This window comes from Yersinia fenwicki, assembly GCF_043099325.1.
GTDB lineage: Bacteria > Pseudomonadota > Gammaproteobacteria > Enterobacterales > Enterobacteriaceae > Yersinia.
This window is the reverse complement of record NZ_CP170755.1, coordinates 13,113-37,904: the sequence shown is the minus strand read 5'-3', so window position 1 is coordinate 37,904 and position 24,792 is coordinate 13,113. Positions and strand designations below refer to the sequence as shown.

Below are 24,792 nucleotides of genomic sequence, written 5' to 3'. Positions count from 1 at the left end.
CACAGGATCAATGGGTACAGTTTAGTATCATACAAACTGTACCCATAACAATAGATAACTTCTGCTTCTGACGCCATCACGGATTGACCTTTATGCTGAATCTCTTGATAAAATTAAGAGGATCGCCCCCATGTTAGACAGTGCTTTCATCAGTTACGTCACCGTAATGTCGATAACCCCAGGCCCGAATAATCTGTTGTTGGCCGCTTCTGGTGTCAATTTTGGCTTACGCCGAACTTTCCCGATGATGTTGGGGATTACCTTTGGTTGCGCACTGCAATGCGCACTAATGACCACGCTATTGGCATTTATCCTCAGTTGGGTGGGAGTTGTCCGTCTGCCTTTGGTGACTTTAGGCGGGGGCTATTTACTGTGGCTCTCGTGGAAGATTTTTAATTCCGGCACTCCTAATGCCAGGGATAGTGAGCAACCTATGGGCTTCATTCAGGGGGCATTATTTCAAGCGATTAATCCAAAAGCCTGGTTGATGGCAATGAATGTCGCCATCTTATTCACCCCAAGGGAAGGCACAACACTGAATCATACTTTGCTGATTGTCGGTGGCTTTGCTTTATTGAATCTACCCTGTGTGGCAGTTTGGGCAGTGATGGGAGATCAATTGCGTCATGCGCTGCGCGTCAATTGGAAGCTGCGGTTATTTAACGGCGTGATGGGTGGCTTGATGGCAATAACAGCATTATGGCTGTTGGTCGAAGAATGGCTCAGTGTCTTTAATCATTAAACATGGCCAAGCGGCGAGAGTTTCGAAACTTGTTTTTGACTGATGCGGGAGAGCAATTCAGTAATCGATAGCACCATAGTGGAACGCACCATCTGCTGATAACGCTGTCGTTGCATGGCAATCAGCGAAGCATCGGCTTCATCTGGGCGTAAGAATGTTGGTACCGGTGGTAGCTCAGCAACACAATGCAATTCGCCAAATGGCCCGAGGATTTCGTCATCGGTAAAGCGATACTCGGTGCCATCATGGTTTAACTCTTCACGCAGCGCCATTAATAACTCAGCATCTTCATACTCATGTCGAGTGATGACGCCCAAAGCATAGACCAACTTCAATCGTACGGATAACTCACCCAACGGCCCATCCCCGACCAGCAATGGCTCCACGGCATATTTCACCGCATAGTCATCTTTACGAAAAACCTGCACCACGAGAATGTTTAGCGCTTCTGCCAATAATTCGACAGCAGCCATCAAGAAACTCCGAACGGTTTTCCCCGCGTTCAGATGTTCCAGTACCCGATTCTCAAATGCCTGTGTTTTCTCAATCATCGCTTGTCACTGGGGTGGTTTCAGATTATCGGGCTAACAAAGGATAAATACCGCGTAATCCAACACGGTATTTATCCCCATCATACTTCAAGCTGTATGCGCGTTGGTTACGCTCAATAACCCGAATTATTTAGGGTATATCACCTAACACAACGGGCTGGGGTGTTAACAGAATCAGTGCGCCAGCTTGTCCTGCATGGCGTTATACACACTCACCGCCTGTTCCACAACCTCGCTATCAGCTGGCAGTCCGGAAATTTGAGCAAGCGTGGCTTTCGGCCCTAACTTAGCCAGTAATTCAACCAGTTCCTGTGCTTGCGGGTCTTGCTCACTGCGATAGCTCATCGCAGCCGCAATACCGGTCACCAAGTTATTATGTGGCAACTGATATTCCAATGTCCCTAACAGCGGTTTGATCAAACGGTCGCCGGCACTCAGTTTTCGCAGTGGCTGACGGCCAACACGCTCAACATCATCGTGCAGATAGGGGTTTTCAAAACGGGAGAGAATTTTTTCGATATAAGCGGCGTGTTTCTGTGGATCAAACGCATAACGCTTAATCAGTACCGCGCCACTCTCTTCCATCGCACCTTTCACTGTCTGGCGTACCGCGGGATCAAGGATCGCATCACGAATGGTTTGGTGACCGGCAAGCTGACCCAAATAAGCGGTAATGGCATGCCCGGTGTTCAAAGTGAAGAGTTTACGCTCCACAAAGGCCATCAGATTGTCAGTCAGTTCCATACCGGCGATTTGCGGCGGCGGCCCTTTAAACTGGGTGCCATCAACAATCCACTCGCTGAATGTTTCTACTGTCACGGCCAGAATATCGGTACTACCTGCTTCTGATGGCGGCACAATGCGGTCTACTGCTGAGTCAACAAACCCAACATGTTGCTCAACCCATGCTTGCTCACTTTCTGGCAAGGCCGCAAAAACATGCTGTTTCAACTGACTGGTACCACGTACCATATTCTCACAGGCAATAATATTCAGTGGGCGGGTATTACCTTGTTGATGACGGGTGACCAAACCTTGTGCCACGGTGCCTGCGATGCGGGCCAGAATTTGTGGGCCAACCGCGGTGGTGACAATATCCGCTTGTGCAATCAGTTCCACCACATCCGGGCTACTACTGTTGACGGCGCTGACATTCTTCACTTCTTCGATTCGCGCTTGCTCACCCACCACATTAACCTGATAACTCTTACGCTTATTCAGCTCATCCAATAGCGGCTGATTAACATCTGCGAAAGTAAGTTGTGCACCGGCATCAGCAATCAGTTTACCAATGAAGCCCCGGCCAATATTACCTGCGCCAAAATGTAATGCTTTCATATTTTTTACCTTTTGCTGTATAAGGGCCGTTTTCTCCCAACGGCCCTTACTCGTCATACTTCATTGACTCGCGGTTACTTTTTACCGCCGAGCAAATCCAACACTTCTTGTACGCTGGTCGTTTTGCTTAAGCGCTCAATGACAGAGTCATCGTCCAGCGCGTTGGTCAGGCTGGTAATGACATGAATGTGCTCATTGTTACGAGCCGCAATACCAATCACCAAGCGAGCCACTTCGTCTTCTTCATCGCCAAAGCGCACACCTTCAGGGTATTGGCAGAACACCACACCCGTCTTCAGCACACGATCTTTAGCTTCAATGGTGCCATGTGGCACGGCGATAGATTCGCCCAGATAAGTGGAAGTCAGTTTCTCACGTTCCAGCATCGCTTCAACATATTCAAGCTCAACATAACCACCTTTCACTAACTGCTCACCGGCAAAGCGGATAGCCTGTTCTTTGGTTGTCGCATGTTGGTTCAGGAAAACATTCTCCGCGCCCAGTTTGAAGAGATTAGCCTCTGATGGCTCAAAACTATCATCCAGTTTTTCAATCACTTTCTGGACAGTGTCAGCACTAGTGCTGGCTTCGACCAGGCGAGCCGTCAGATTGGTATACAACTGACTGTCGAGGAAATTGGTCAACGAAATATGCTGTGCCTGTGGCGCATGGCGCATGGCGCGTTCAGTCAAATCACGGTGAGTGATAACCAAATCGACATCTTCCGGCAAGTTGTTAATGGCACAGTTGGTCACAGAGATGTGCTTCAAACCGGCATCCAATACTTTCTTACGCAATACACCGGCACCCATCGCACTAGACCCCATACCGGCATCACAAGCGACGATGATTTTACGAACTGTGCTCAAGTCGCCCGCAGCGGCTGCTGCATTGGCTGCTTGCGCGCCTTTAGATTGCGCTTTCATGTCTTGCATACGACGAGTGGCGTCTTCCAAGCTGTCTTCTTCGTCGTCTTTGACTTTAGAGGTTTTCAGCAGGATGGCTGAGACCACGAAGGACACGGCAAATGCAGCTGCGACCGCAGCAATGTTGGCAAAATAAGCACCTTTAGGTGTCATTGCCAATACCGCGAGGATAGAACCAGGAGAAGCAGGGGATACCAGACCGCCATTCAACACAGTCAGAGTGAACACACCTGTCATACCGCCCAGAATTACCGCCAGCAATAGGCGTGGGTTCATCAGAACGTATGGGAAATATATTTCGTGAATACCACCGAAGAAGTGGATGATAGCCGCGCCGCCAGCAGATTGCTTCGCGTTACCTCTGCCGAAGAACATGTACGCCATCAACACACCCATACCTGGGCCTGGGTTAGCTTCGATCAGGAAGAAGATAGACTTACCGGTTTCAGTCGCCTGTTGGATACCCAAAGGAGAGAAGATACCGTGGTTAATGGCGTTATTCAGGAACAGGATTTTGGCCGGTTCGACGAAGATAGACGTTAGTGGCAGCAGGTTAAGCTGCACCATGATGTGCACGCCTTTCGCCAGCACATGAGATAATACTTCAACCAATGGGCCAATCGCCATGAAGGCCAGAATCGCCAACAGCATACCGATGATACCGGCTGAGAAGTTGTTAACCAACATCTCAAAGCCACTTTTGATTTTACCTTCAACCCAGCGGTCAAAGTGTTTGATTGCCCAGCCACCCAGAGGGCCGACAATCATTGCACCGAGGAACATTGGCATATCCGCACCAACGATAACCCCCATAGTCGTGATAGCGCCGACCACGCCACCGCGATCTCCCCCGACCAAGCGGCCGCCGGTATAGCCGATCAGCAATGGCAGCAGGTAGGTGATCATCGGGCCAACCAGTTTGGCTAGCGTCTCATTCGGCAACCAACCCGTTGGAATAAACAGTGCGGTGATAATACCCCAGGCGATAAACGCACCGATATTGGGCATAACCATATTACTGAGGAATCGGCCAAAATTTTGAATTCTGACCTTTGCGTCTGGTGAAAACATAAAACACCCCTATTGGTACGCGCTAACAATAAGAGCGCGATATAATTGTTTTGTTGAGGCAGTTCTGCAAAACCCGCCGGTGCTATCGAATACAAACACGCTGTATGCAAAACAAACTCTAGCATGCTCTTTTACTCACGCGTAGCTCACCTATATTTTGTGATACAGATCACACAAAACCACCTACTACAGGGGCTAATTTAGTGATTGGGATCACACTATCAAGCTATAAGAAAGCCACGGGGGATAATTTTTAAGCTAAAAATGACCATTATAGTGATTTATGTCACATTTTTATGATGTGCGTTTGTTTTGAAAATGTGATGTTAATCACAAGTTATTTTTGTTCGCAGAAGCAAGATGAGACATTCACTCGACTAATAATCACCCAGACGCCACTCTTGATAGAAATGTGTAATAAAACAACAGGAGGAAGGAGGCTCGCGATTGGATCAGGTTTTAGTTGAAATTATTTCGGTAATTGGGTTCGGTTATTAGGGCTTTGCGAATCAAGAGCAGATTGGATTATTGTTTCGGTTGGTATCAGCTCAGTATTTACCTTATCTCCGCTGCCTCAACCGAGCAGGAGGGCAAGCCGGCCCTCCTGCATCTGCGGCTTGCGCGAAATATTACTGCTATTCGCAGCCCCCTCCGGCAGCCGTTGGCCTTATCGAGTCAGCGCGAGTCGCTTCCTGCTCCAGCGCGCTTTGTCGGTAATATTCCTGATTGCGCTCAAGGTCAAAAGAGAAAATCAAAACCATGGTTTTTAGGTTTTGATGTTTAAAAGCACATTTGAGCAGCCGAGTGAAGAATGAAGCAAGGGAAATCCGCCAAGGACGGCGGATTTAGGCGTCATGAGCAGGGACGCGAATAAAGCCGTCCCGTCAGCATAATGATGAATCGAGGGTACCTGCGAAGCAGGCTAGCGATACGTGCGCTAGCGCAGGGGATCCAAGGGGGTTACGCGCTTGTAACCCCTTTGGCGGTTGGTTCATCGAAGGTTAAGTGAACCATGAAGCCATAACAACCGAACTGATCATCGAGTCACCATCAACCGAACCGGATCACCCAATCACCGAACCAATTAACCCATCAGCCAATTAAAAAATTACTGCATGACACTCATTACACTCTTCTGTGCTGCCATCATCGCCGGGTACTTGGCGACCAGGTTAGCCATCATCGCGTTATATTGTGCCGCTTGTTGTGCAGTTTGGAATTGAACGCCACCATTATTGAAAGTGACTTGAGTCCCCTGCTGTTGCAGGAAATCCCCAACCTGTGCCAGATCCTGCACAAAGGCAGAAACCACTGGAACCGCCGGAATCAACACATTGGTTGGCTGAGTGACCACGTTATCAAAGACTTTATTAAACACTACTTTCAGGTCATCTGGCTGCTTCAATGCTGCCACAGCGCTATCTGCCTGTGTTTTGGCTGTGCGAATTTGCTGTACTAACAGATTTAAAGCACCCGCTGACTGCTGTAACGCATCACGTTTATTGAGATAATCTTGCGCGACACGAATCTCATTGATTTGTGCGATAGCAGGCGTCAGGCTGGCATCCACAGACTTACTGAGTTGCTGGGTAAAAGTGACTAAAATCGCATAATCGCTGACATAAGGGCCAAACTTCTGCTTTTGATCTTCACTCAGCGTTGGCAGTTTCATCCCACTGCGCATCACCGTATTTTGCAGATAATCAATAAAAGCCTTACGTTGTTCTGGTTCTTTATCCCCGCAGGCAGTTAATTGGAACACTACCAATAACGCCAGCAATGGCGCTAACCAACGTGAATATCGGACTGTATTCAGTGCAAAAGTCATGTGAAACTACTCCTATGATAAGTACTTATTTTCACAACATCCTATTCTTATCACCCAACTCCAGTATTAAGAATAGATAAGGGGAGCGATATGCGCTCCCCTATTGCCAGGCAAGAATAGGATTACTGCAACAGAGAAATATCAGCAACCTGTAAGAACAAATCTCGCAGTTTACTCAACAATGTCAGTCGGTTAACCCGCACGGCATCATCTTCATCCATCACCATTACGCTTTCGAAGAACTCATCAATGGTTTCGCGCAGCGCCGCCAGTTCAACCAGTGCTTCCTGGTATTGACCTGCCGCAAACACCGGTTCAAGCTTATCGCGCAACACCACCAGATGTGTAGCCAGCTTCAATTCTGCTGGCTCTTTCAACACAGAAGCACGAACGTGGTCATTCAGCTTATCAGTGGATTTCGCCAGAATGTTCGACACACGTTTGTTCGCCGCAGCCAGAGCCGCAGCCGCGTCCAATGTGCGGAAATAGGTTACCGCTTTCACCCTGGCATCAAAATCAGCTGGACGGGTTGGGCGGCGAGCCAATACTGCCTGAATGGTATCAACGCTATGACCTTCATCCTGATACCAGGCCCGGAAGCGGCCCAGCATGAACTCAATCACTTCATCGACCACGTTGGTGTTGGTCAGCTTGCTGCCATACAGGCGCACAGCCTCTTCGGTCAGCGTTTGCAGATCCAGCGGCAAATTCTTCTCAACGATAATACGCAATACACCTAGTGCGGCACGGCGCAGAGCAAATGGGTCTTTATCGCCTTTCGGATGTTGACCGATACCGAAAATACCCGCCAACGTGTCCATTTTATCGGCAATAGCCAATGCACAAGCAACCGGATTTGACGGCAAATCATCGCCAGCAAAACGTGGCTGATACTGCTCATTCAGTGCGACCGCAACGTCTTCAGCTTCACCGTCGTGGCGAGCATAATGCATCCCCATCACACCTTGGGTATCAGTGAATTCGAATACCATATTGGTCATCAGATCGCATTTGGACAGCAAACCAGCGCGAGTAGCGTGGTTAACATCGGCACCAATCTGCGCTGCAACCCAACCGGCCAGCGCTTGAATACGGTCAGTCTTATCGCGCAGGGTGCCCAATTGCTGTTGGAACAGCACGGTTTCCAGACGCGGTAGATTATCTTCCAGGCGTTTTTTACGGTCAGTTTTAAAGAAGAACTCAGCATCCGCGAGACGTGGACGCACCACTTTCTCGTTACCCGAAATAATCTGCTGAGGATCTTTCGATTCAATGTTGGCAACAAAAATGAAGTTTGGCAGCAAATTACCCGCCGTGTCGTAAACAGGGAAATACTTCTGGTCACCCTTCATGGTGTATACCAGTGCTTCCGCTGGAACGGCCAGAAATTTCTCTTCAAATTTGGCGGTCAACACCACCGGCCATTCAACCAGCGACGCCACTTCTTCCAACAAGCTTTCACTCAGATCAGCAACACCGCCAATCTCCTGTGCGGCTAATTCTGCATCACGCTTAATGATAGCTTTGCGTAATTCATAATCAGCGATAACTTTACCGCGTTCCTGCAAGACTTGCGGGTATTGATCGGCATTATCGAGCGTAAACTCAGGTTCACCCATAAAGCGGTGTCCACGAATAATACGATCTGAATCGATACCTAATACCGTGCCAGGAATGACTTCGGAACCTAACAGCATAGTCACGGTATGAACCGGGCGAACGAATTGGGTATCTTTATCACCCCAACGCATCAATTTAGGAATAGGCAGTTTGCTCAGTGCGGTATTGACCATCCCCGCCAGCAACAACTGCGCTGATTGACCTTTGACATGCGCGCGATACAGCAGCCATTCGCCTTTATCGGTAACCAAACGCTCTGCTTGATCGACAGTAATACCACAGCCGCGCGCCCAACCCTCAGCCGCTTTGCTTGGCTTACCTTCAGCATCAAATGCTTGCGCGATTGCCGGGCCACGTTTTTCGACTTCACGATCAGCCTGAGTCGCACTTAAGTTAATGACTTTTAACGCCAAACGGCGCGGTGCGGCATACCAAATAACCTCGCCGTAAGGCAAGTTAGCGTTATCGAGTTCAGCCGTAAAATTGGCGGCAAAAGATTCGGCCAGAGAACGAAGAGCCTTCGGCGGCAACTCTTCCGTGCCGATTTCCACCAGGAAAGTCTGTTGAGTCATGACAGCCTCTTAGTTCTGATTCTTTTTGCACATAGGGAAGCCCAATGCCTCGCGGGAAGCATAATAAGCCTCGGCGACAGCTTTGGTCAGCGTACGAATGCGCAGAATATAACGCTGACGCTCAGTTACCGAGATGGCTTTACGGGCGTCGAGCAGGTTAAACGTGTGACCAGCTTTGAGAATACGTTCATAAGCCGGCAGTGGCAGCGGAACTTCCAGCGCCAGCAGTGACTGGGCTTCTTTCTCATATTGCTCAAAGCAGGAGAACAAGAAGTCCACATCGGCGTATTCAAAGTTATAGGTGGATTGCTCCACTTCATTTTGATGATAAATATCGCCGTAGGTGGTTGTACCCAGTGGGCCGTCACACCAAATCAGGTCATAAACGCTATCTACGCCCTGGATATACATTGCCAAACGTTCCAGACCATAAGTTATTTCGCCGGTGACCGGTTTGCATTCCAAACCGCCCACTTGCTGGAAGTAAGTGAACTGCGTTACTTCCATGCCGTTTAGCCACACTTCCCAACCCAGACCCCAGGCACCCAGCGTTGGGTTCTCCCAGTTATCTTCGACAAAGCGAATGTCGTGAATCAACGGGTCCAGACCCAGCTCTTTCAAAGAACCTAAATAGAGTTCCTGAATGTTATCTGGTGAAGGTTTGATAATGACCTGGAACTGATAATAGTGTTGCAGGCGATTTGGATTCTCACCGTAGCGACCATCGGTCGGGCGGCGTGAAGGTTGTACATAAGCAGCAGCGATTGGCTCTGGGCCAAGTGCGCGCAAACAGGTCATTGGGTGGGAGGTACCCGCGCCGACTTCCATGTCCAGTGGTTGAACAATGGTGCAGCCTTGGCGCGCCCAATAGTCCTGTAACGTCAGGATCAGGCCCTGAAAGGTCTTGGTATCAAACTTTTGCATGTTGGATTCGCACGCGATACAAGTGGATTAAAATGGAATGGGTCAGTATACCCGTTGACCGTAAGATATACAGCCAGAATCCGGTAAGATGCAACAATCAAAGCAGATTTGTCGATAAAATGAGCCTTTAATTGGATTCCAACGGATAATTTTGTGCAATATCCATCAAGATAAAGAATCTGTCGATAGGTTGCTAATCAGTCAATGAACAGCGATCATCCCCAACTAAAATCGGCAACAAAGGAAAACGAGTAATGAGCCTACAACGCTGCGGTTGGGTGACCACTGATCCTCTGTATCTCACTTATCACGATACTGAATGGGGAATTCCACGTACCGACAGCCAGGCATTATTCGAAATGCTGTGCCTAGAAGGTCAACAAGCCGGGCTTTCATGGATAACCGTGCTGAAAAAACGCGAACACTATCGCAAATGCTTTCATAACTTTGATCCGATTCGTGTAGCGAAAATGGGGCCAGAAGAGGTTGAGAAGCTGGTGCTGGATAGCGGAATCATCCGCCATCGGGGTAAAATTCAGGCGATTATTACCAATGCACAGGCCTATCTGGCCATGGAAGCCAATGGCGAAGACTTTTCGCGTTTTATCTGGGGTTTCGTCGATGGCGAGCCAAAAATTAACCATTGGTGGTGTTTGGCGGAATGCCCGGCAACGACGCCAATCTCAGATGCGATGTCTAAGGCACTCAAAAAACGTGGTTTTAAGTTTATCGGCTCCACTATTTGCTATGCCTTTATGCAGGCCAGTGGCTTGGTGAACGATCATCTGGCGAGTTGTTTCTGCCATCCCGATAATGCAGTGAAATGATTAGAACTTACCAACCCGACGATATCGATGCTGTAATGCAATTGTGGCTCACCAGCACGACTGCGGCGCATCCTTTTATTGCCGAACAATATTGGCATGAGAGCGCCCCGTTGGTACGAAACACTTACTTGCCAGCAGCGCAAACCTGGGTGTATTGGCACCCAAACGCTACCGGCGGTGAGGATTTGATTGCAGGGTTTATCAGTATTCTGGAAGAAAAACTGGTGGGGGCATTGTTTGTTGCCCAACCTTTTCACCGGCAGGGTATCGGTAAGGCATTAATGGAACACGTTCAACTGCATTACCGCGCCCTGACGCTGGAGGTCTATCAACAAAATCAGCGTGCCTGCCACTTCTACCGTAAACAGGGCTTTACCCAGATAGGGAAAGCATATAACCCTGAGACCAAAAGCACTATTTTAACTCTACACTGGCAATACCTATTTAGTTAACTCCTTATTTTATCACCTAACATCTGATAAATTTTAATGAACGTAGCGAGCAAAAAATAGTATTACCCTATCCCAATGCCAATTTATCACTGGTATCAACTAGGGGGTATTATGATAAGGATTATTATCAATAAAACATCACTATTTCTCTTAATAATGACTTTATCATCTATTTTTGCTAATGAAATTAAAAGTAGAAATATTTGCTTGTATCCTAAAGATAAATATCAAATTGAAATAGAGACAACCCACGATACGGAATATATTGATGATGACAGATTTGAGCGCGACACTATAGGAACATTAGGTTGTGCTTTCATACCTGCATTGGCAATTTATAATTATATTACTCATAGCCGGTGTGATCAGGCGGATAAGTTATGGCATCAGATATCACATTGGTTTTCGGAAGATAATAAAAATAAGGCGATATTAATAGTTGGCAATGCCCCCTTACTTAAACCGCAGCCCCCCTTCTCCGAATATAAAAATAAACAGGCCGCCCCAGTCACGTTGACATTAAACAAGATCAATACACAATTACATCATCAGGCACTGACCTTACCTGCCACTGCACGATTTTGTAGAACTTCAATAGATAATATTCTGTCCACTCGCTATCCACGCAGCCCCGATGATCATTGCCCACAATGGATATCCCGAGTGCTAGCTGACTTTACGACGTTATTAGGTCATTCCTTACGTGACTGGACACCCGAGCAACTACAGGATGTAGTCACGCGGATTGATGCACAACAGACAACGGGCTATGCAGTTAATGATCAGGATACAGAGGATCATCTGGTGAGTGAAGTCAGGGGAGCCGTAGAAAGGTTGGGTTTAGTTGAAACAATCCGGCAAATCAGCCGCGCATTCGATTATTCCCGCTTGAATTATGCTAATTATCTTGAACATAACCCTGGCGCCAGTGCATCCCCTATTGCCGCACAAAGCCTGCCATTAGGGGAGTATTCGCTCTCTTTGGAGTCTTATCACTATCCCACCGAACCACATGTGGTTCGTATTCGTGAGAATAATGAGTGGGTGGTAAGACCCGACTTATATTTTGAGGTAGAAATTATTGAGAGCAACGTAACAGACCGGTCTGCCATCACTCTAGCTCATACCGTAATGAGCCATTGGTTTAATACTTATCTATTCGCGCCATTAAAAACAGACCAGCAAGGCAACCCGATGACTGAGCTTGATCGCACTACCAGTGCTGCACGAACAACTAGCACATCTTTATTACTCGAATTAGAAGGTAACAGCAGCGGCTATCTATTTGTGGTGGTGCGATTGAATGGGGAAACAGTTAGCATTCTGGGTGCAAGCGAGGGTCGGGCTGCGGGTGAAGAGTATTATATTGATGTTTCTGTAAGTAAACCACGTAATGTCCTCACGCCGAATGTGGAAGGAAACGTACGTGGAGCAGGCACCGCTGCCGTACATGAATTGGCTCGTTACTTGAAACAAAAATGCGTGAAAGTATTACGTTCTAATGTTATTTCCCAGCCCTCTGCCAGAGTAAAAAGTAAACTCGGTTTCATACATGACGAAATTTAACATTTAGTCTTTCACATTTTCCAAATAAATAGAGGTCATATGATGAAATTAAACTTAATAATTAATATTACTATATTAATTTCATTAACAACATCAGCCCCGAGAGCTATCGCTAATGAAATTGAAAGAAACCATACTGAAAATAAAATCACTCCACAAATTAACAAAGAGTATTTAAGCCCAGTAAATAACCAAGCAGTATGTTTATTTAATGATGATAAATTATCAGGGAAATCGATGTGTTTCACCTCGGGAGAAAACATTGACTTTCTCGATAGAGATGATGAAGTGATAGAAAATGACAGTATCTCTTCTATATCTATTCCTGATGGGATGTTAGCCACCATATATAAAAATGACAATTATAATTTACCTTATTTAAATTTAATGGAATCTATCGGACAATACGATCTCGCTGATTTAGGTATGGATAATCAAATTAGCAGCGTTAGGGTTGCTAATTCTCCTATCGAAGGTTGTAGTGAACGTTGTGTCATTCTGAAAAGAATGCAACTACCGTTATCGGATATATTTGCTCATCATTGGAGTGATCCTAACTATCCCAACAAGCAGGTTTTACTGAGTTTTGATATTAATGACCAGAGTATTTTTATGACAGAATTACTTTTAGGGCCAATAATATGGTTTTCTAATAGAGATTTATTTATCTTTAATAGTCAACATGATAGCGAACCACTGGTCTTTCGTATTCACCCAGATGCTAATCGATTCTCCCTGCTATTTCATCTCAACAGTAATCGTATTGCCGTTGATTATATGGAAAGCCGTGGCACTGAACAAATCGCCCTATCCCCCACAATCATGGTTGCGGTCGCTCCCTTTGATCGCCCAATCGAAACCTCAGCCATCATCATTAATAATACCGGCAAGTATCCACTGGTTATCGACCAAGTAGTGATGGCTGCCAGCGCTGAAAGTGTTCAGTCGGTACAACACAGAAGCGAACGGGATACCGCCGGAACATTAGGTTGCGCGTTTATCCCCGCACTGGCGATTTACAATTACATCACTCACAGTCGGTGTAATCAGGGCGATATGCTGTGGAGTAAAGTCACCCATTGGTTTTCTGATGAAAACAAAGATAAGCCAGTATTAGTGACCGCTAACTCTCCGTTACTTAAGCCACAACGACCAAAAAATAGCGGCGGCGCTTCACTGACCTTAACGAAAATTGAAACTCAGCTCCATCATCAGGCCCTCACCTTACCGGCTACTGCACAGTTTTGTAAAACGTCAATGGAGAATATCCTCGCCGAACGTTATCCCCGTGATATAGATGTACACTGTCAGCAATGGGTCTCCAGAGTATTAGCTGATTTCACCCTGTTATTCGGTGATTCATTACGCGACTGGACGCTGGATGTTCTACGCCGGGTATTAACGCAAATCTATGCGAATGATACGACAGGCTTTGCAACTAGCGATCCGGCGGCAGAAAGCCGGCTGGTAAATGAGGTCAGAGAGGCTATACGTTATCTGGGGTCAGAAGAAGAAGCCATCCGCCAAATCTCTCAGGCATTTGAATATACGCGCCTAAATTACGCGCGCTATCTGGCGCACAATCCTACTGCCACGGCTTATCCCGCCGGTGCCCAGCGTTTGCCATTAGGGACCTATTCACTCTCATTGGCTTCCTATCATCATCCCACTGACCGTCCTGCTGCACGGGTACGTGAAAACGACGAGTGGGTGACCCACCCCGATTTATATTTTGATGTCGATATCCTTGATACAACTATCCCAGGCCAACCAGAGATTGATGATCCTTTGATGGACGATGCCCGAGCAGCACTCGCCGCCTGGACCGACATTTACAATGTTGTTCCTGTCCACTATCACATCACTAACGAATATTGGTCGGAACATGACCGCACTATCGAAGCAGGGCGAGCGCACAGTTACTCACTGTATAGTGAAATGCTCGCGCCTGAGAATGACTATATCTACGTTGCGGTACGACTAAGGGGAGATATTGTCAGTCTGCTTGCCGCCAGAAGAGATGAGTCCTTCGAGAACAGCGATGAAAACTACTATGTTGAATTTTTTGTCACTGATCCGAACTATGTACTGATACCAGATGATGAAGAGAGCGTTCGCGGAGCTGGCAGCGCAGCAGTGCAGGCGCTGGCCAACCACCTAAAACAACGCGGGGTGAAAGTTATACGTTCTCGAGTCATTTCTCAGCCAGCGGCACGGGTAAGTGCAAAGCTTGGCTTTCATCATGATGAATTCTAAATACCCACAGGTAACGGATGGTAGGAGTGGGCCCGTTGAAAAATGCTGACACTTTCCGCTTGTACCACCAATCCCTATACCGGCGAATCACAAGTGGGCAAATCAGGTTATGGGGCAGGTATCGCCGCCGGTAAGGCGCAGAATCGTCGGGTTGAAATTACCTTAAGCCCACTGTAATTGTTATGATTTTACTGCGGATAACGTCTTACGCTTTATCCACATTCTCTCTGTTGAAGCCATCCGGTCATCATAATTACTCCAGCTTGATACGATAAGTACAGCGCCGGGATCCGGATAAAATATGTTCAATCCGTTCAACCGGCACTCCCAGAGCTTGCTGAAATACCGACAATTCTGCCCGACAAAATCCCTGGCAACTGGCAGCAGCGGCACAGATAGGGCAATGATTTTCAATCAGTAATATTGAGCCATCGGCCTGAGTCTGGCATTCCGCCATGTATCCTTCCTGAGAGCGAATAGCCACCAACCGTTCTACCCGTTCATCAATATTATGAGCGCCTTCCATCGCCTGACAATACATATCACGCGTTTCTTGCTCACGAGTATCTATCAGTAAATTAAGCGCTGCTTCTCCTAATTGTGTGCGCACCATACGCAATAGTTGAACGGTTAGCTCGCTGTGAGCATCAGGAAAACGGGCATTTCCTGCCTCGGTAAGTTGCCAAAGCTGGATAGGCCGCCCAACACCTTTTGTCTGCGCCACCGCCACAACCAAACCATCTTTGGCTAACTTTACGAATTGTTGGCGGGCGGCTTCCCCTGTCGTGCCGAGTATTTTTCCCGCATCTGCCGCTTGCAAGGGGCCACGGGTTTTCAGCAACAGCAGTAGGCGCTCAGCAACAGACTGCGGCTGACTGGTCGAATGATCGATATTCATATCTATCCCAGTATCGTTGATGCATTTTTAATTCTGATGATTATCAGCATAACATTTTACAAGCATATACTTGACTTATTGTTGACCACTGGCCTACCTTATTCCAAGTATTTACTTGTTTAAATTTAACGTAACAACTCGCTTAACTCAATAGATAACCAGATTTCTGGCAGGATAAATAACGTGATAATGAATGATGCAAGCCGATGGAGTGATTTGTTCTCTGGCAAAAATGCGGCTTTTGCCATAGCGCTGTCGGGTGGGGTGGTATTACATGCCATCAATATCTATATCGCCACCACTATCTTACCTTCAGTAGTGCTGGAGATTAATGGCCTGAATTTATACGCCTGGAATACCACCCTGTTTGTCACCGCGTCGATCCTAGGTTCTGCATTATCTGCACGTTTGCTCAGTGGTTATGGTGCGCGCAGCGCCTATTTGTTTGCCTCACTGACCTTTATGCTGGGCAGTGCTTTATGCGCAATGGCACCGAATATGCCGCTGATGCTGGTTGGCCGAACCGTGCAAGGTTTGGGGGGCGGTTTTCTATTCGCCCTCTCTTACGCCATGATTAATCTGGTCTTTCCACAATCATTATGGCCAAGGGCGATGGCGCTCATTTCAGGAATGTGGGGTGTAGCAACACTGATTGGCCCTGCGATTGGTGGGATATTTGCAGAAATGAACGCCTGGCGCTTTGCTTTCTGGACGTTACTGCCGGTGACGCTGATTTATGCCATTTTTACCTGGCGCATCCTGCCGAAAGGAAAATCCAGCACCGCAATCACCTCGGCATTACCTGTAACCCAGCTCGTGCTATTAACCGCAATTGTCCTGACCATTTCCGCCAGCAGTATTGCCAGCAGTGGCCTGACGAATCTGGTGGGTATCGTGTTGGCATTGTTGCTGTTGGCGCTGCTATTGCGCATAGAATCCCGAGCCACCTCGCGTTTACTGCCAAAAGGAGCGCTGCGCCTTAACTCACCTTTGGCCGCACTCTATATCACCATCTCTTTACTGGCGATCGGCATTACTTGTGAGATTTTTGTCCCTTACTTCCTACAAACCTTACACGGGCAGTCACCACTGATTTCTGGTTATATCGCTGCCACGATGGCTGCGGGCTGGACAATTTCTGAGGTCATGAGCGCTGGCTGGAAAAAGTCAGGTATTCGCTGGGCGATTATTAGCGGCCCAATTATTGTGCTGGTAGGGATCATTGCACTCGCCATCCTGATGCCGGTAAGTTCATTGGGCAGTTGGCAGCAAATGGGCCCCATCGCCATTGCGCTAACATTAGTCGGTTTCGGTATCGGCTTTGGCTGGCCACATTTACTGACCCGCATACTGCAAGTGGCAGCGGAAGAAGATAAAGATATCGCCGGAGCCTCGATTACTACGGTACAGATGTTTGCTACCGCCGTCGGGGCTGCGATAGCCGGTATGGTGGCGAACCTTTCCGGCCTTAATGCACCCGGCGGTGTCGCGGGTGCCGAAAATACCGCTCACTGGCTATTTACTCTGTATGCGATTGCCCCAGCACTGGCGATTATTACTGCGCTACGTTGCGCGGCTATTCGCTCCCAGCCCCAGTCGGTTAATAGCGTTACTAGCCATTAAGTTTTTAACATCAGAGGTGCCAACCTACTCAGATGGGTTGGCCTTTTCATTAGTCGTAACATTATGAGTCTGATTAGCGCTTGATCCCGCACCGGTAATTGCTGTTATTCTGGCTTTAATTCTTAATTCTTAATTCTATTTACCCAAAGTCATTGAGATTGCAGGTAGGCGGCAAGTGAGTAAATCCCGATGAGCTTATACAAGTAAGTGATTCGGGTGAGTGAGTGAAGCCAACACCCCTGCGGTGTCAAGTACGAAGGGTAAATGATTGGAGGTTGTGATGAAGCCATCTATCGTGCTTTACAAAAGTATTCCTGCTGACCTACATCAGCGTTTAGAGCAATATTTTACTGTGAACAGTTTTGATGGTTTATCTTCGGATAATCAGCCCGAGCTATTATCTGCTCTGCAACAAGCTGAAGGCCTTATCGGTTCTGGCGGTAAAATTGATCAGGCATTCTTGGAATGCGCACCGAAGCTGCGAGCCGCTTCAAGCATTTCTGTTGGTTATGATAACTTTGATATCGATGCGCTGACGCAGCGCAGAATAGCCTTAATGCACACCCCTACCGTTCTAACCGAAACCGTCGCCGACACTATGATGGCACTGGTGCTATCCACTGCTCGGCGGGTGGTAGAACTGGCTGAACGCGTGAAAGCCGGAGAGTGGCAAGACAGCATCGGTGATGATTGGTTTGGTGTCGATGTTCACCACAAAACCATCGGTATTCTCGGCATGGGCCGAATTGGTATGGCGCTGGCTCAGCGAGCACACTTTGGTTTCAGCATGCCGGTGCTGTACACCAGCCGCCGCCCACATGAAGAAGCTGAAAAGCGCTTTGGTGCTCGCCGCTGCTCACTCGATACCTTGCTGGCCGAGGCCGATTTCCTCTGCATTACCTTGCCGATGACCGAGCAGACTTACCATATGATTGGCCGTGAGCAACTGGCTAAAATGAAATCTAGCGCCATCTTGATCAATGCGGGTCGTGGGCCGGTGGTGGATGAGCAAGCACTGATAGCTGCGCTGCAAGATGGCACTATTCATGCTGCCGGGCTGGATGTATTTGAACAAGAGCCACTGCCAGTGGATTCGACATTACTCAAATTACCGAATGTGGTTGCTGTGCCACATATTGGTTCCGCCACCCATGAAACCCGCTACAACATGGCGGCCTGCGCGGTAGATAACCTGATTGCGGCACTGACCGGTACCGTCACAGAAAACTGCGTCAATCCGCAGGTATTACAGCAAGCATAATTTATTCCACTGGCCTGTTAGCTGGCCAGTGACAACTACCTTCTAACCTTGGGAGGTTCTCGATAGTATTAAATATACGGAGTATTTGAATCTCCCCGCTTTTGACTTGATAAGGCAATAAATAAGGGAAGTTTTGCAGTACTAACTCCCGTGTGCCCATCACTCTTCCGGCCCGTCCCATTGAGGGATTGGTCGCTAATAATGAAGTTAATTGATGGACTTCATTGGCAAAATTTTTCGCCACAGTAGGGTTTCTCTCATATAACCACTGATACTCGCTTTGTAAGTTTACAGCCGCTGTCCTTAGCCATTTCACATTCATTATTTATCCTTATCCTGAACGGCCACACCCATTTTTTCAAAAAGTGTATTCATCTCATGTTCAGAGATGAAATCTTGCTGATCAGATTCGATAACACCTTGTTTTATCTCTGTAATTTGCCATGCCTCACGATCCAGAAAATCCTGAATTGCCTGTCCGGCCAAATAAGACTTAGTACGCCCGGTAGCCTCTGCCAGTAACGACAGTTGGTTCGCAAGCTCGTCCGATATTCTTACTGACATAACACTCATTTTTTCTCTCCACCTAGAGAATTACAATGTATACATTGTAGTTTAGACTAAAAAGAAGACAATAAAAAACGACAAATCCCTCTCATCCGCAGCCCTCCTCCTTATAAAAACGGCTCAGGGATGAGGCTATTTCTTCGCCGTCTTGGCACTCTGATATTCATAAAACTTTATACGTTTCTCAGACCCAAGGAAGACGCGTTATGAAATATCTCACGCTCCCTTTGCTACTGGTTTTATCGCCAGCAGCCATGGCGAACTGGTCACTTCAGCATTTCCCGGCGTTTACTGAACAAGATAGCGGTGTTTTCCTGAGTAGTAGCGCGCTCATCAAAGGTGAATATCTCCTTAAATTTTATCAAGATAAGCGATGCTGGCAGCCAACCGGGCCGGTAAAACTGAATCAGACTTTTTCGCTGCAACCCTGCCAGAATCAAGCTGATATCCAGTGGAAGCTGTTCCGTGATGGTCAGTATCAGGTACGTATTGATACCCGCAGCGGCACACCAACACTCACCTTGAGCATCAAAGAACCAGTGGCGGAAACGGTCAAAGTCGTGGCTCACCGCTGTCAGCGCTGGGATGGAAAACCGGTGACGATTGATGTCAGCAAGACCTTCGCTGAAGGCGAAAGGGTGCGAGATTTCTACTCTGGCCAAACAACAAAAGTTTCTCTCGGTAAAATCACACTGCAACCCAGCCCTGAAAGTGGCGGATTACTGCTGCTAGAGTCAGCACAAACTCAGCATGCGGCTGCTTTTAGTTGGCAAAATGCCACGGTTTATTTTGCTCTGACGGATCGTTTTAAAAACGGCAACCCAGACAATGACCACAGCTACGGCCGCCACAGCGATGGCATGCAGGAAATCGGTACTTTCCACGGTGGTGACTTGGCTGGCCTAACCGAAAAACTTGATTATTTGCAACAACTTGGGGTCAATGCGTTGTGGATAACTTCTCCACTGGAGCAAATTCACGGCTGGGTCGGCGGCGGCACCAAAGGTGACTTCCCGCATTACGCCTATCATGGTTATTACGGTCTGGATTGGTCTCGTCTGGATGCCAACATGGGCACCGAACAGGATTTGCATAAACTGGTTGAGCAAGCCCATAAGCACGGTATCCGCATTCTATTTGATGTAGTGATGAATCATGTGGGATATGCCACTCTGGCAGATATGCAGAGCTACCTGTTCGGATCGCTGTATTTGCAAGGCGATCAACTGGAAAAAACACTGGGTAAAAACTGGACAGACTGGACGCCGGGCAAGGGACAAACCTGGCATAGTTTTAATGATTACATCAACTTTAGTGATAAAGCCGCATGGGATAATTGGTGGGGTAAGAAATGGATCCGCACCGATATTGGTGATTATGACTCCCCCGGCTATGACGATCTGACCATGTCGCTGGCTTTCCTGCCGGACATCAAAACCGAATCTACCCAAGCCAGTGGTTTACCGGTGTTTTATCGCCATAAACCCGATACCGCCGCGCGAGAAATTGCCGGTGCCACACCGCGTGATTACCTCACGCATTGGTTGAGTCAATGGGTTCGCGATTATGGTATCGACGGCTTTCGTGTTGATACCGCCAAGCATGTCGAGAAGCCCGCCTGGCAACAACTTAAGCAGCAAAGCTCTGCGGCTTTAGCTGAGTGGAAAGCAGCTCACCCGGATCAGGCGCTGGATAACTTGCCATTCTGGATGACCGGTGAAGCCTGGGGTCACGGCGTGATGAAGAGCGATTATTACCAAAACGGCTTTGATGCCATGATTAATTTTGATTTTCAGGATCAAGCTAAACAAGCACTGGCCTGTTTCTCGTCCATTGATGGCACATACCAACAAATGGCGGAGAAACTGCAAAATTTCAATGTGTTGAGCTACATTTCATCCCATGATACACGGCTCTTTTTTAAAGATGACGCACAACAATCCTTGATGAAACAGCAACGCGCGGGTGACCTGCTACTGCTGGCCCCGGGGGCAGTGCAAATCTTCTATGGCGATGAAAGTGGACGAGAGTTCGGCCCTACCGGATCAGATCCATTGCAAGGAACCCGCTCGGATATGAACTGGAATGAACTGACCGGAGAAAAAGGCGCGCTGTTGGCGCACTGGCAAAAAGTCAGTCAGTTCCGCGCTCGTCACCCAGCGATTGGTGCAGGCGTGCAGCAGTCACAACAAACCGCTGATTACTATGCTTTTAGTCGCCAACATCAGAGCGATAAAGTCTTGGTAGTTTGGGTCGGCGACAAAAAAGAGTAAACCAGTTTATTATTTTGCAATAACACATCCTGCCGATATTTTAGCGCGGCAGGAAGAATTCTTTCCGCATTGCGTCCGCTTTTATCTGCGAGTATGGTAGCTGTTCACTTACGGATAACAATAAATTTTCATTTATGAAGTTTTCACTTTTCGGCGATAAATTCACCCGCTACGCGGGTATTACCAGACTGATGGACGACCTCAATGACGGCCTGAGAACCCCAGGTTCTATCATGCTTGGCGGGGGTAATCCGGCGCATATTCCAGAGATGGATGCTTATTTCCAACAACTTTGTCAGGAAATGCTGGAACGCGGGCAATTGACCGAGGCGTTGTGCAATTATGACGGGCCACAAGGGAAAGACCTGCTGCTAAAAGCACTAGCAAAAATGCTGCGCGATGAGTTGGGTTGGCAAATTGAGCCACAGAACATTGCACTAACAAATGGTAGCCAAAGCGCGTTTTTCTACTTATTTAATTTATTCGCTGGCCGCTATGCCGATGGCAACCGTCGGCGAGTATTATTCCCATTGGCACCGGAGTATCTCGGTTATGCTGATGCGGGCCTCGACGAAGATTTGTTTGTCTCTGCCAAACCCAATATTGAGCTATTGCCAGAAGGGCAATTCAAGTATCACGTCGATTTTGAACACCTCAATATTACCGATGACATAGGCCTAATTTGCGTCTCACGGCCCACCAATCCGACTGGCAATGTAATTACTGACGAAGAGTTGATTCGTCTGGATGCTATTGCCCAGCAACGTGGTATTCCATTATTGATTGATAATGCTTATGGCGTGCCCTTCCCTGGCATTATCTTTACTGATGCCACACCGCTGTGGAACCCGAATATCATTCTGTGCATGAGCTTGTCGAAACTGGGCCTACCCGGTTCACGCTGCGGGATAGTGATTGCTGATGAGAAAGTCATTTCAGCTATCACTAACATGAATGGCATTATCAGTTTGTCTCCGGGGAGTTTGGGGCCAGCGATTGCCGCTGAAATGATTGAGCGTGGTGATCTGTTGCGTTTATCCAAAGAGGTCATCCGGCCATTCTATTTTGAACGGGTACAGCAAACTATTGCTATCCTGCGCAAATACTTGCCGCCCGAACGCTGCCTGATCCACAAACCGGAAGGGGCGATATTCCTCTGGCTGTGGTTTAAAGATTTGCCGATCAGCACCGAACTGTTGTATCAACGCCTGAAAAAACGCGGTGTGTTGATGGTGCCTGGCCACTACTTCTTCCCCGGTCTGGAATATGACTGGCCGCATACTCATCAGTGCATGCGGATGAATTATGTCCCGGCACCGGAAGATATCGAAAAGGGTGTGGCGATTCTGGCCGAAGAAATTGAGTTGGCGTATCAGGAAGCACAGTAAAACAGCCATTCTTAGCTTCAATAACAGAGTAAAGAGTGGAGAGAACAGGCCGATCGTAAAGACGCCGTAAACCCGTCCCTGGGGGCTCGAGCCGCGCCTTCCCTGGCGCGGACGCTTTACTCTTCGGCCTATCCTTTCCACTTAGTCATTGCCATAGCTGCCGACCAAACTACCCGCTATAGTGTCCAGAACAGCACGGCAAGTATCTGCGGCGACATGATTCGTAAGAACATCGCCAACGGATAAACAGTTGCATAAGAGAGTGCCGCTGCGCCGCTGGTAGGGTGCAAACCATTGGCAAAGGCCAGTGCCGGTGGATCAGTCATTGAACCTGCTAACATGCCGCACAGTGTCAGATAGTTCATCTTAGCCAGCATGCGCGCCAGAATGCCCACGGTCAGTAGCGGTATCCCGGTGATCATCGCCCCGTAGCCAATCCACGCCAGCCCATCACCATTGACCAGCGTATTGATAAAATCACCGCCAGACTTCAGCCCAACGACCGACAAGAACAGCACGATCCCCAGTTCACGCAGCGCCAGGTTGGCACTCGGCGGCATAAACCAATATAGCTTGCCGATACTGCCAATACGCCCAAGGATAAGTGCGACCACTAGCGGGCCCCCCGCCAGCCCCAAACGCAGCGCCGCCGGAAATCCCGGAATAAACAGTGGGATTGACCCTAACAACACCCCCAAACCGACGCCAATAAAGACCGGAAGCATTTGAACTTGCTGTAGTTTTTGTTGCGCGTTACCCACAACAGCAGAAACGGCCTCAATAGATTCCGGACGCCCTACTAAATTAAGAATGTCACCAAACTGTAAGCTGGCATTGTTACTGGCGACTAACTCAATCCCGGCACGGTTTAATCGAGTGATTGCCACGTCATATTTCTGTTTCAGGTTTAAGTCGCGAATTTTCTTACCCAAAACAGCCTCATTGGTCACTACCACACGAGCGGTTTGCAGCACCGTACTGGCCGTTGATAAGGTGACATCTACCTCTTCCCCGACCACCAGCCGCACTTTCTCCAAAGCCTCGCGCTGTCCAACCAAATGCAAATAGTCACCTAGCTCAATGACAGTACCTGACAACGGAACCATCAACAAATCACCGCGCTTCAAGCGGGAGCAGACCACCTCATCGCTGTTCAGTAATGGAACATCCTGCATTGATAGACCATGCAGATTGGGGTTTCGTACTGCCACGTTCATGGTTTGCAGCAATTCACGGCTCTGCCCGTGGCTGCTATCAAACTCTTTTGCTTCACGATCAAAGTTAATTTTAAAGAATAAACGGATCATCCACATGACCAACAAAATACCGCAAATACCGAATGGATAGGCCATCGCATAACCCATCCCCATTTGGCTGACCAATTGGGGTGGTGAACCTAAATCAGTGAGGATTTGTTGTGCTGCCCCAAGAGCCGGGGTGTTAGTCACCGCACCTGAAAATACGCCCAGAATAATGGGCAGTGGCACCGCAAACAATTTATGGATAATTGCGGTCACTAACCCACCGACAACAACCATCAGGATAGCAAAGCAATTCAGCCGCAACCCCGAGACTCGCAGTGAGGAGAAGAAACCCGGCCCCACCTGAATACCGATGGTATAAACAAACAGAATCAGGCCAAATTCCTGAATGAAATGCAGCATGTCTCCATTTAGAACCAGTTCGTAAGTTTGTGCAAAATGGCCCACAATAATGCCGCCAAATAGCACCCCGCCGATACCTAACCCCACACCATAGACTTTCCAATTACCGATCCATAACCCCAATACGGCGACCAGCGCCAGCATACTGACGGTAAGGGCGATAGCACTCATAAATCACTTCCTTGCCTAAGTTTAAAAACCGGTCGGCCACGTGGCATGTTATTGGGTCATACATGGCCTTAAATTCCTCTACCCTAAATAATTCGAGTTGCAGGAAGGCGGCAAGTAAGAGAACCCCGATGAGCTTACATAAGTAAGTGATTCGGGTGATTGAGCGCAGCCAACCTACATGCAGCTTGAAGTATGACGGGTATACTGTTAGTAGGGATTTTGTCAGAAGGGGCGGAAAGTGAATGTGGGATGCACCACAAAATGCACCGGAGAG

19 protein-coding genes and 1 pseudogene are annotated in these 24,792 nt (G+C 48.0%); 10 read left to right on the top strand and 10 right to left on the bottom strand.

Features of this window, described 5'->3' with window-relative positions:
* Positions 1 to 130 precede the first annotated feature (130 nt).
* On the top strand, positions 131 to 742 hold the full coding sequence (locus ACF3VQ_RS00160) for a LysE family translocator (RefSeq protein WP_392432929.1): 612 nt from the start codon (positions 131 to 133) through the stop codon (positions 740 to 742).
* Here ACF3VQ_RS00160 and ACF3VQ_RS00155 read toward each other — a convergent pair.
* The 6 genes from ACF3VQ_RS00155 to glyQ form a co-directional block, all read right to left on the bottom strand.
* The gene (locus ACF3VQ_RS00155) at positions 739 to 1,293 is read right to left on the bottom strand and encodes an MltR family transcriptional regulator (protein WP_005161972.1); all 555 of its coding nucleotides are present in this window, start codon (positions 1,291 to 1,293) and stop codon (positions 739 to 741) included. The genes ACF3VQ_RS00160 and ACF3VQ_RS00155 overlap by 4 nt on opposite strands.
* Positions 1,294 to 1,467: 174 nt before the next feature.
* Positions 1,468 to 2,631, bottom strand: coding sequence for a mannitol-1-phosphate 5-dehydrogenase (locus ACF3VQ_RS00150; protein WP_392432928.1), 1,164 nt, complete (start codon positions 2,629 to 2,631; stop codon positions 1,468 to 1,470).
* A gap of 74 nt (positions 2,632 to 2,705) precedes the next feature.
* A complete protein-coding gene (locus ACF3VQ_RS00145; RefSeq protein ID WP_392432927.1) occupies positions 2,706 to 4,628 on the bottom strand; it encodes a PTS mannitol transporter subunit IICBA in 1,923 nt (640 codons plus the stop codon).
* 1,108 nt (positions 4,629 to 5,736) lie between these two features.
* Complete coding sequence (locus tag ACF3VQ_RS00140; RefSeq protein ID WP_392432926.1) at positions 5,737 to 6,456, bottom strand: DUF3053 domain-containing protein; 720 nt, start codon at positions 6,454 to 6,456, stop codon at positions 5,737 to 5,739.
* A 122-nt stretch (positions 6,457 to 6,578) separates the two neighbouring features.
* Positions 6,579 to 8,648: a glycine--tRNA ligase subunit beta gene (gene glyS / locus ACF3VQ_RS00135; RefSeq protein ID WP_392432925.1), complete on the bottom strand. Its 2,070-nt coding sequence runs from the start codon at positions 8,646 to 8,648 to the stop codon at positions 6,579 to 6,581.
* Between the two features lie 9 nt (positions 8,649 to 8,657).
* Complete coding sequence (gene glyQ / locus ACF3VQ_RS00130) at positions 8,658 to 9,572, bottom strand: glycine--tRNA ligase subunit alpha (RefSeq protein ID WP_005175094.1); 915 nt, start codon at positions 9,570 to 9,572, stop codon at positions 8,658 to 8,660.
* 254 nt (positions 9,573 to 9,826) lie between these two features.
* Here glyQ and ACF3VQ_RS00125 point away from each other — a divergent pair, with 254 nt between their 5' ends.
* The 5 genes and pseudogenes from ACF3VQ_RS00125 to ACF3VQ_RS00105 all read left to right on the top strand — a co-directional run.
* Positions 9,827 to 10,399 carry a DNA-3-methyladenine glycosylase I gene (locus tag ACF3VQ_RS00125; RefSeq protein ID WP_392432924.1) on the top strand — a complete coding sequence of 191 codons (573 nt, stop codon included), beginning with the start codon at positions 9,827 to 9,829 and terminating at the stop codon, positions 10,397 to 10,399.
* Positions 10,396 to 10,851, top strand: a complete 456-nt coding sequence (locus ACF3VQ_RS00120) for an N-acetyltransferase (RefSeq protein WP_392432923.1) — start codon at positions 10,396 to 10,398, stop codon at positions 10,849 to 10,851. The genes ACF3VQ_RS00125 and ACF3VQ_RS00120 overlap by 4 nt, the downstream gene beginning before the upstream one ends.
* 111 nt (positions 10,852 to 10,962) lie before the next feature.
* Positions 10,963 to 12,417: a GNAT family N-acetyltransferase gene (locus ACF3VQ_RS00115; RefSeq protein ID WP_392432922.1), complete on the top strand. Its 1,455-nt coding sequence runs from the start codon at positions 10,963 to 10,965 to the stop codon at positions 12,415 to 12,417.
* A 237-nt stretch (positions 12,418 to 12,654) separates the two neighbouring features.
* Positions 12,655 to 14,673 carry a GNAT family N-acetyltransferase gene (locus ACF3VQ_RS00110; protein ID WP_392432921.1) on the top strand — a complete coding sequence of 673 codons (2,019 nt, stop codon included), beginning with the start codon at positions 12,655 to 12,657 and terminating at the stop codon, positions 14,671 to 14,673.
* 42 nt (positions 14,674 to 14,715) lie between these two features.
* Positions 14,716 to 14,802 (top strand): annotated as a pseudogene (locus tag ACF3VQ_RS00105) (OmpA family lipoprotein); the annotation flags it as partial.
* A 124-nt stretch (positions 14,803 to 14,926) separates the two neighbouring features.
* Here the strand turns inward: ACF3VQ_RS00105 and ACF3VQ_RS00100 are convergent.
* Positions 14,927 to 15,571 carry a helix-turn-helix transcriptional regulator gene (locus ACF3VQ_RS00100; protein WP_392432920.1) on the bottom strand — a complete coding sequence of 215 codons (645 nt, stop codon included), beginning with the start codon at positions 15,569 to 15,571 and terminating at the stop codon, positions 14,927 to 14,929.
* Positions 15,572 to 15,760: 189 nt separating this feature from the next.
* On the opposite strand from ACF3VQ_RS00100, the gene ACF3VQ_RS00095 reads away from it, so the two are divergent.
* Both ACF3VQ_RS00095 and ghrB read left to right on the top strand, forming a co-directional pair.
* Positions 15,761 to 17,194: an MFS transporter gene (locus tag ACF3VQ_RS00095; RefSeq protein WP_392432919.1), complete on the top strand. Its 1,434-nt coding sequence runs from the start codon at positions 15,761 to 15,763 to the stop codon at positions 17,192 to 17,194.
* Positions 17,195 to 17,474: 280 nt separating this feature from the next.
* Positions 17,475 to 18,455, top strand: coding sequence for a glyoxylate/hydroxypyruvate reductase GhrB (gene ghrB / locus ACF3VQ_RS00090; RefSeq protein WP_392432918.1), 981 nt, complete (start codon positions 17,475 to 17,477; stop codon positions 18,453 to 18,455).
* 1 nt (position 18,456) lies between these two features.
* On the opposite strand, the gene ACF3VQ_RS00085 is transcribed toward ghrB, so the two are convergent.
* Together ACF3VQ_RS00085 and ACF3VQ_RS00080 are read right to left on the bottom strand one after the other, a co-directional pair.
* Positions 18,457 to 18,777 carry a type II toxin-antitoxin system RelE/ParE family toxin gene (locus ACF3VQ_RS00085; protein WP_392432917.1) on the bottom strand — a complete coding sequence of 107 codons (321 nt, stop codon included), beginning with the start codon at positions 18,775 to 18,777 and terminating at the stop codon, positions 18,457 to 18,459.
* On the bottom strand, positions 18,777 to 19,028 hold the full coding sequence (locus ACF3VQ_RS00080; protein WP_392432916.1) for a CopG family ribbon-helix-helix protein: 252 nt from the start codon (positions 19,026 to 19,028) through the stop codon (positions 18,777 to 18,779). Before ACF3VQ_RS00080 ends, ACF3VQ_RS00085 begins: the two co-directional genes overlap by 1 nt.
* A 200-nt stretch (positions 19,029 to 19,228) precedes the next feature.
* Here ACF3VQ_RS00080 and ACF3VQ_RS00075 point away from each other — a divergent pair, with 200 nt between their 5' ends.
* A complete protein-coding gene (locus ACF3VQ_RS00075; protein ID WP_392432915.1) occupies positions 19,229 to 21,295 on the top strand; it encodes an alpha-amylase in 2,067 nt (688 codons plus the stop codon).
* A gap of 134 nt (positions 21,296 to 21,429) precedes the next feature.
* Positions 21,430 to 22,683 (top strand): valine--pyruvate transaminase, encoded by a 1,254-nt coding sequence (locus tag ACF3VQ_RS00070; protein WP_392432913.1) that lies wholly within the window; start codon positions 21,430 to 21,432, stop codon positions 22,681 to 22,683.
* Between the two features lie 176 nt (positions 22,684 to 22,859).
* Here the strand turns inward: ACF3VQ_RS00070 and ACF3VQ_RS00065 are convergent, their stop codons facing one another.
* Complete coding sequence (locus tag ACF3VQ_RS00065) at positions 22,860 to 24,518, bottom strand: putative transporter (protein ID WP_392432912.1); 1,659 nt, start codon at positions 24,516 to 24,518, stop codon at positions 22,860 to 22,862.
* Between the last annotated feature and the right edge of the window lie 274 nt (positions 24,519 to 24,792).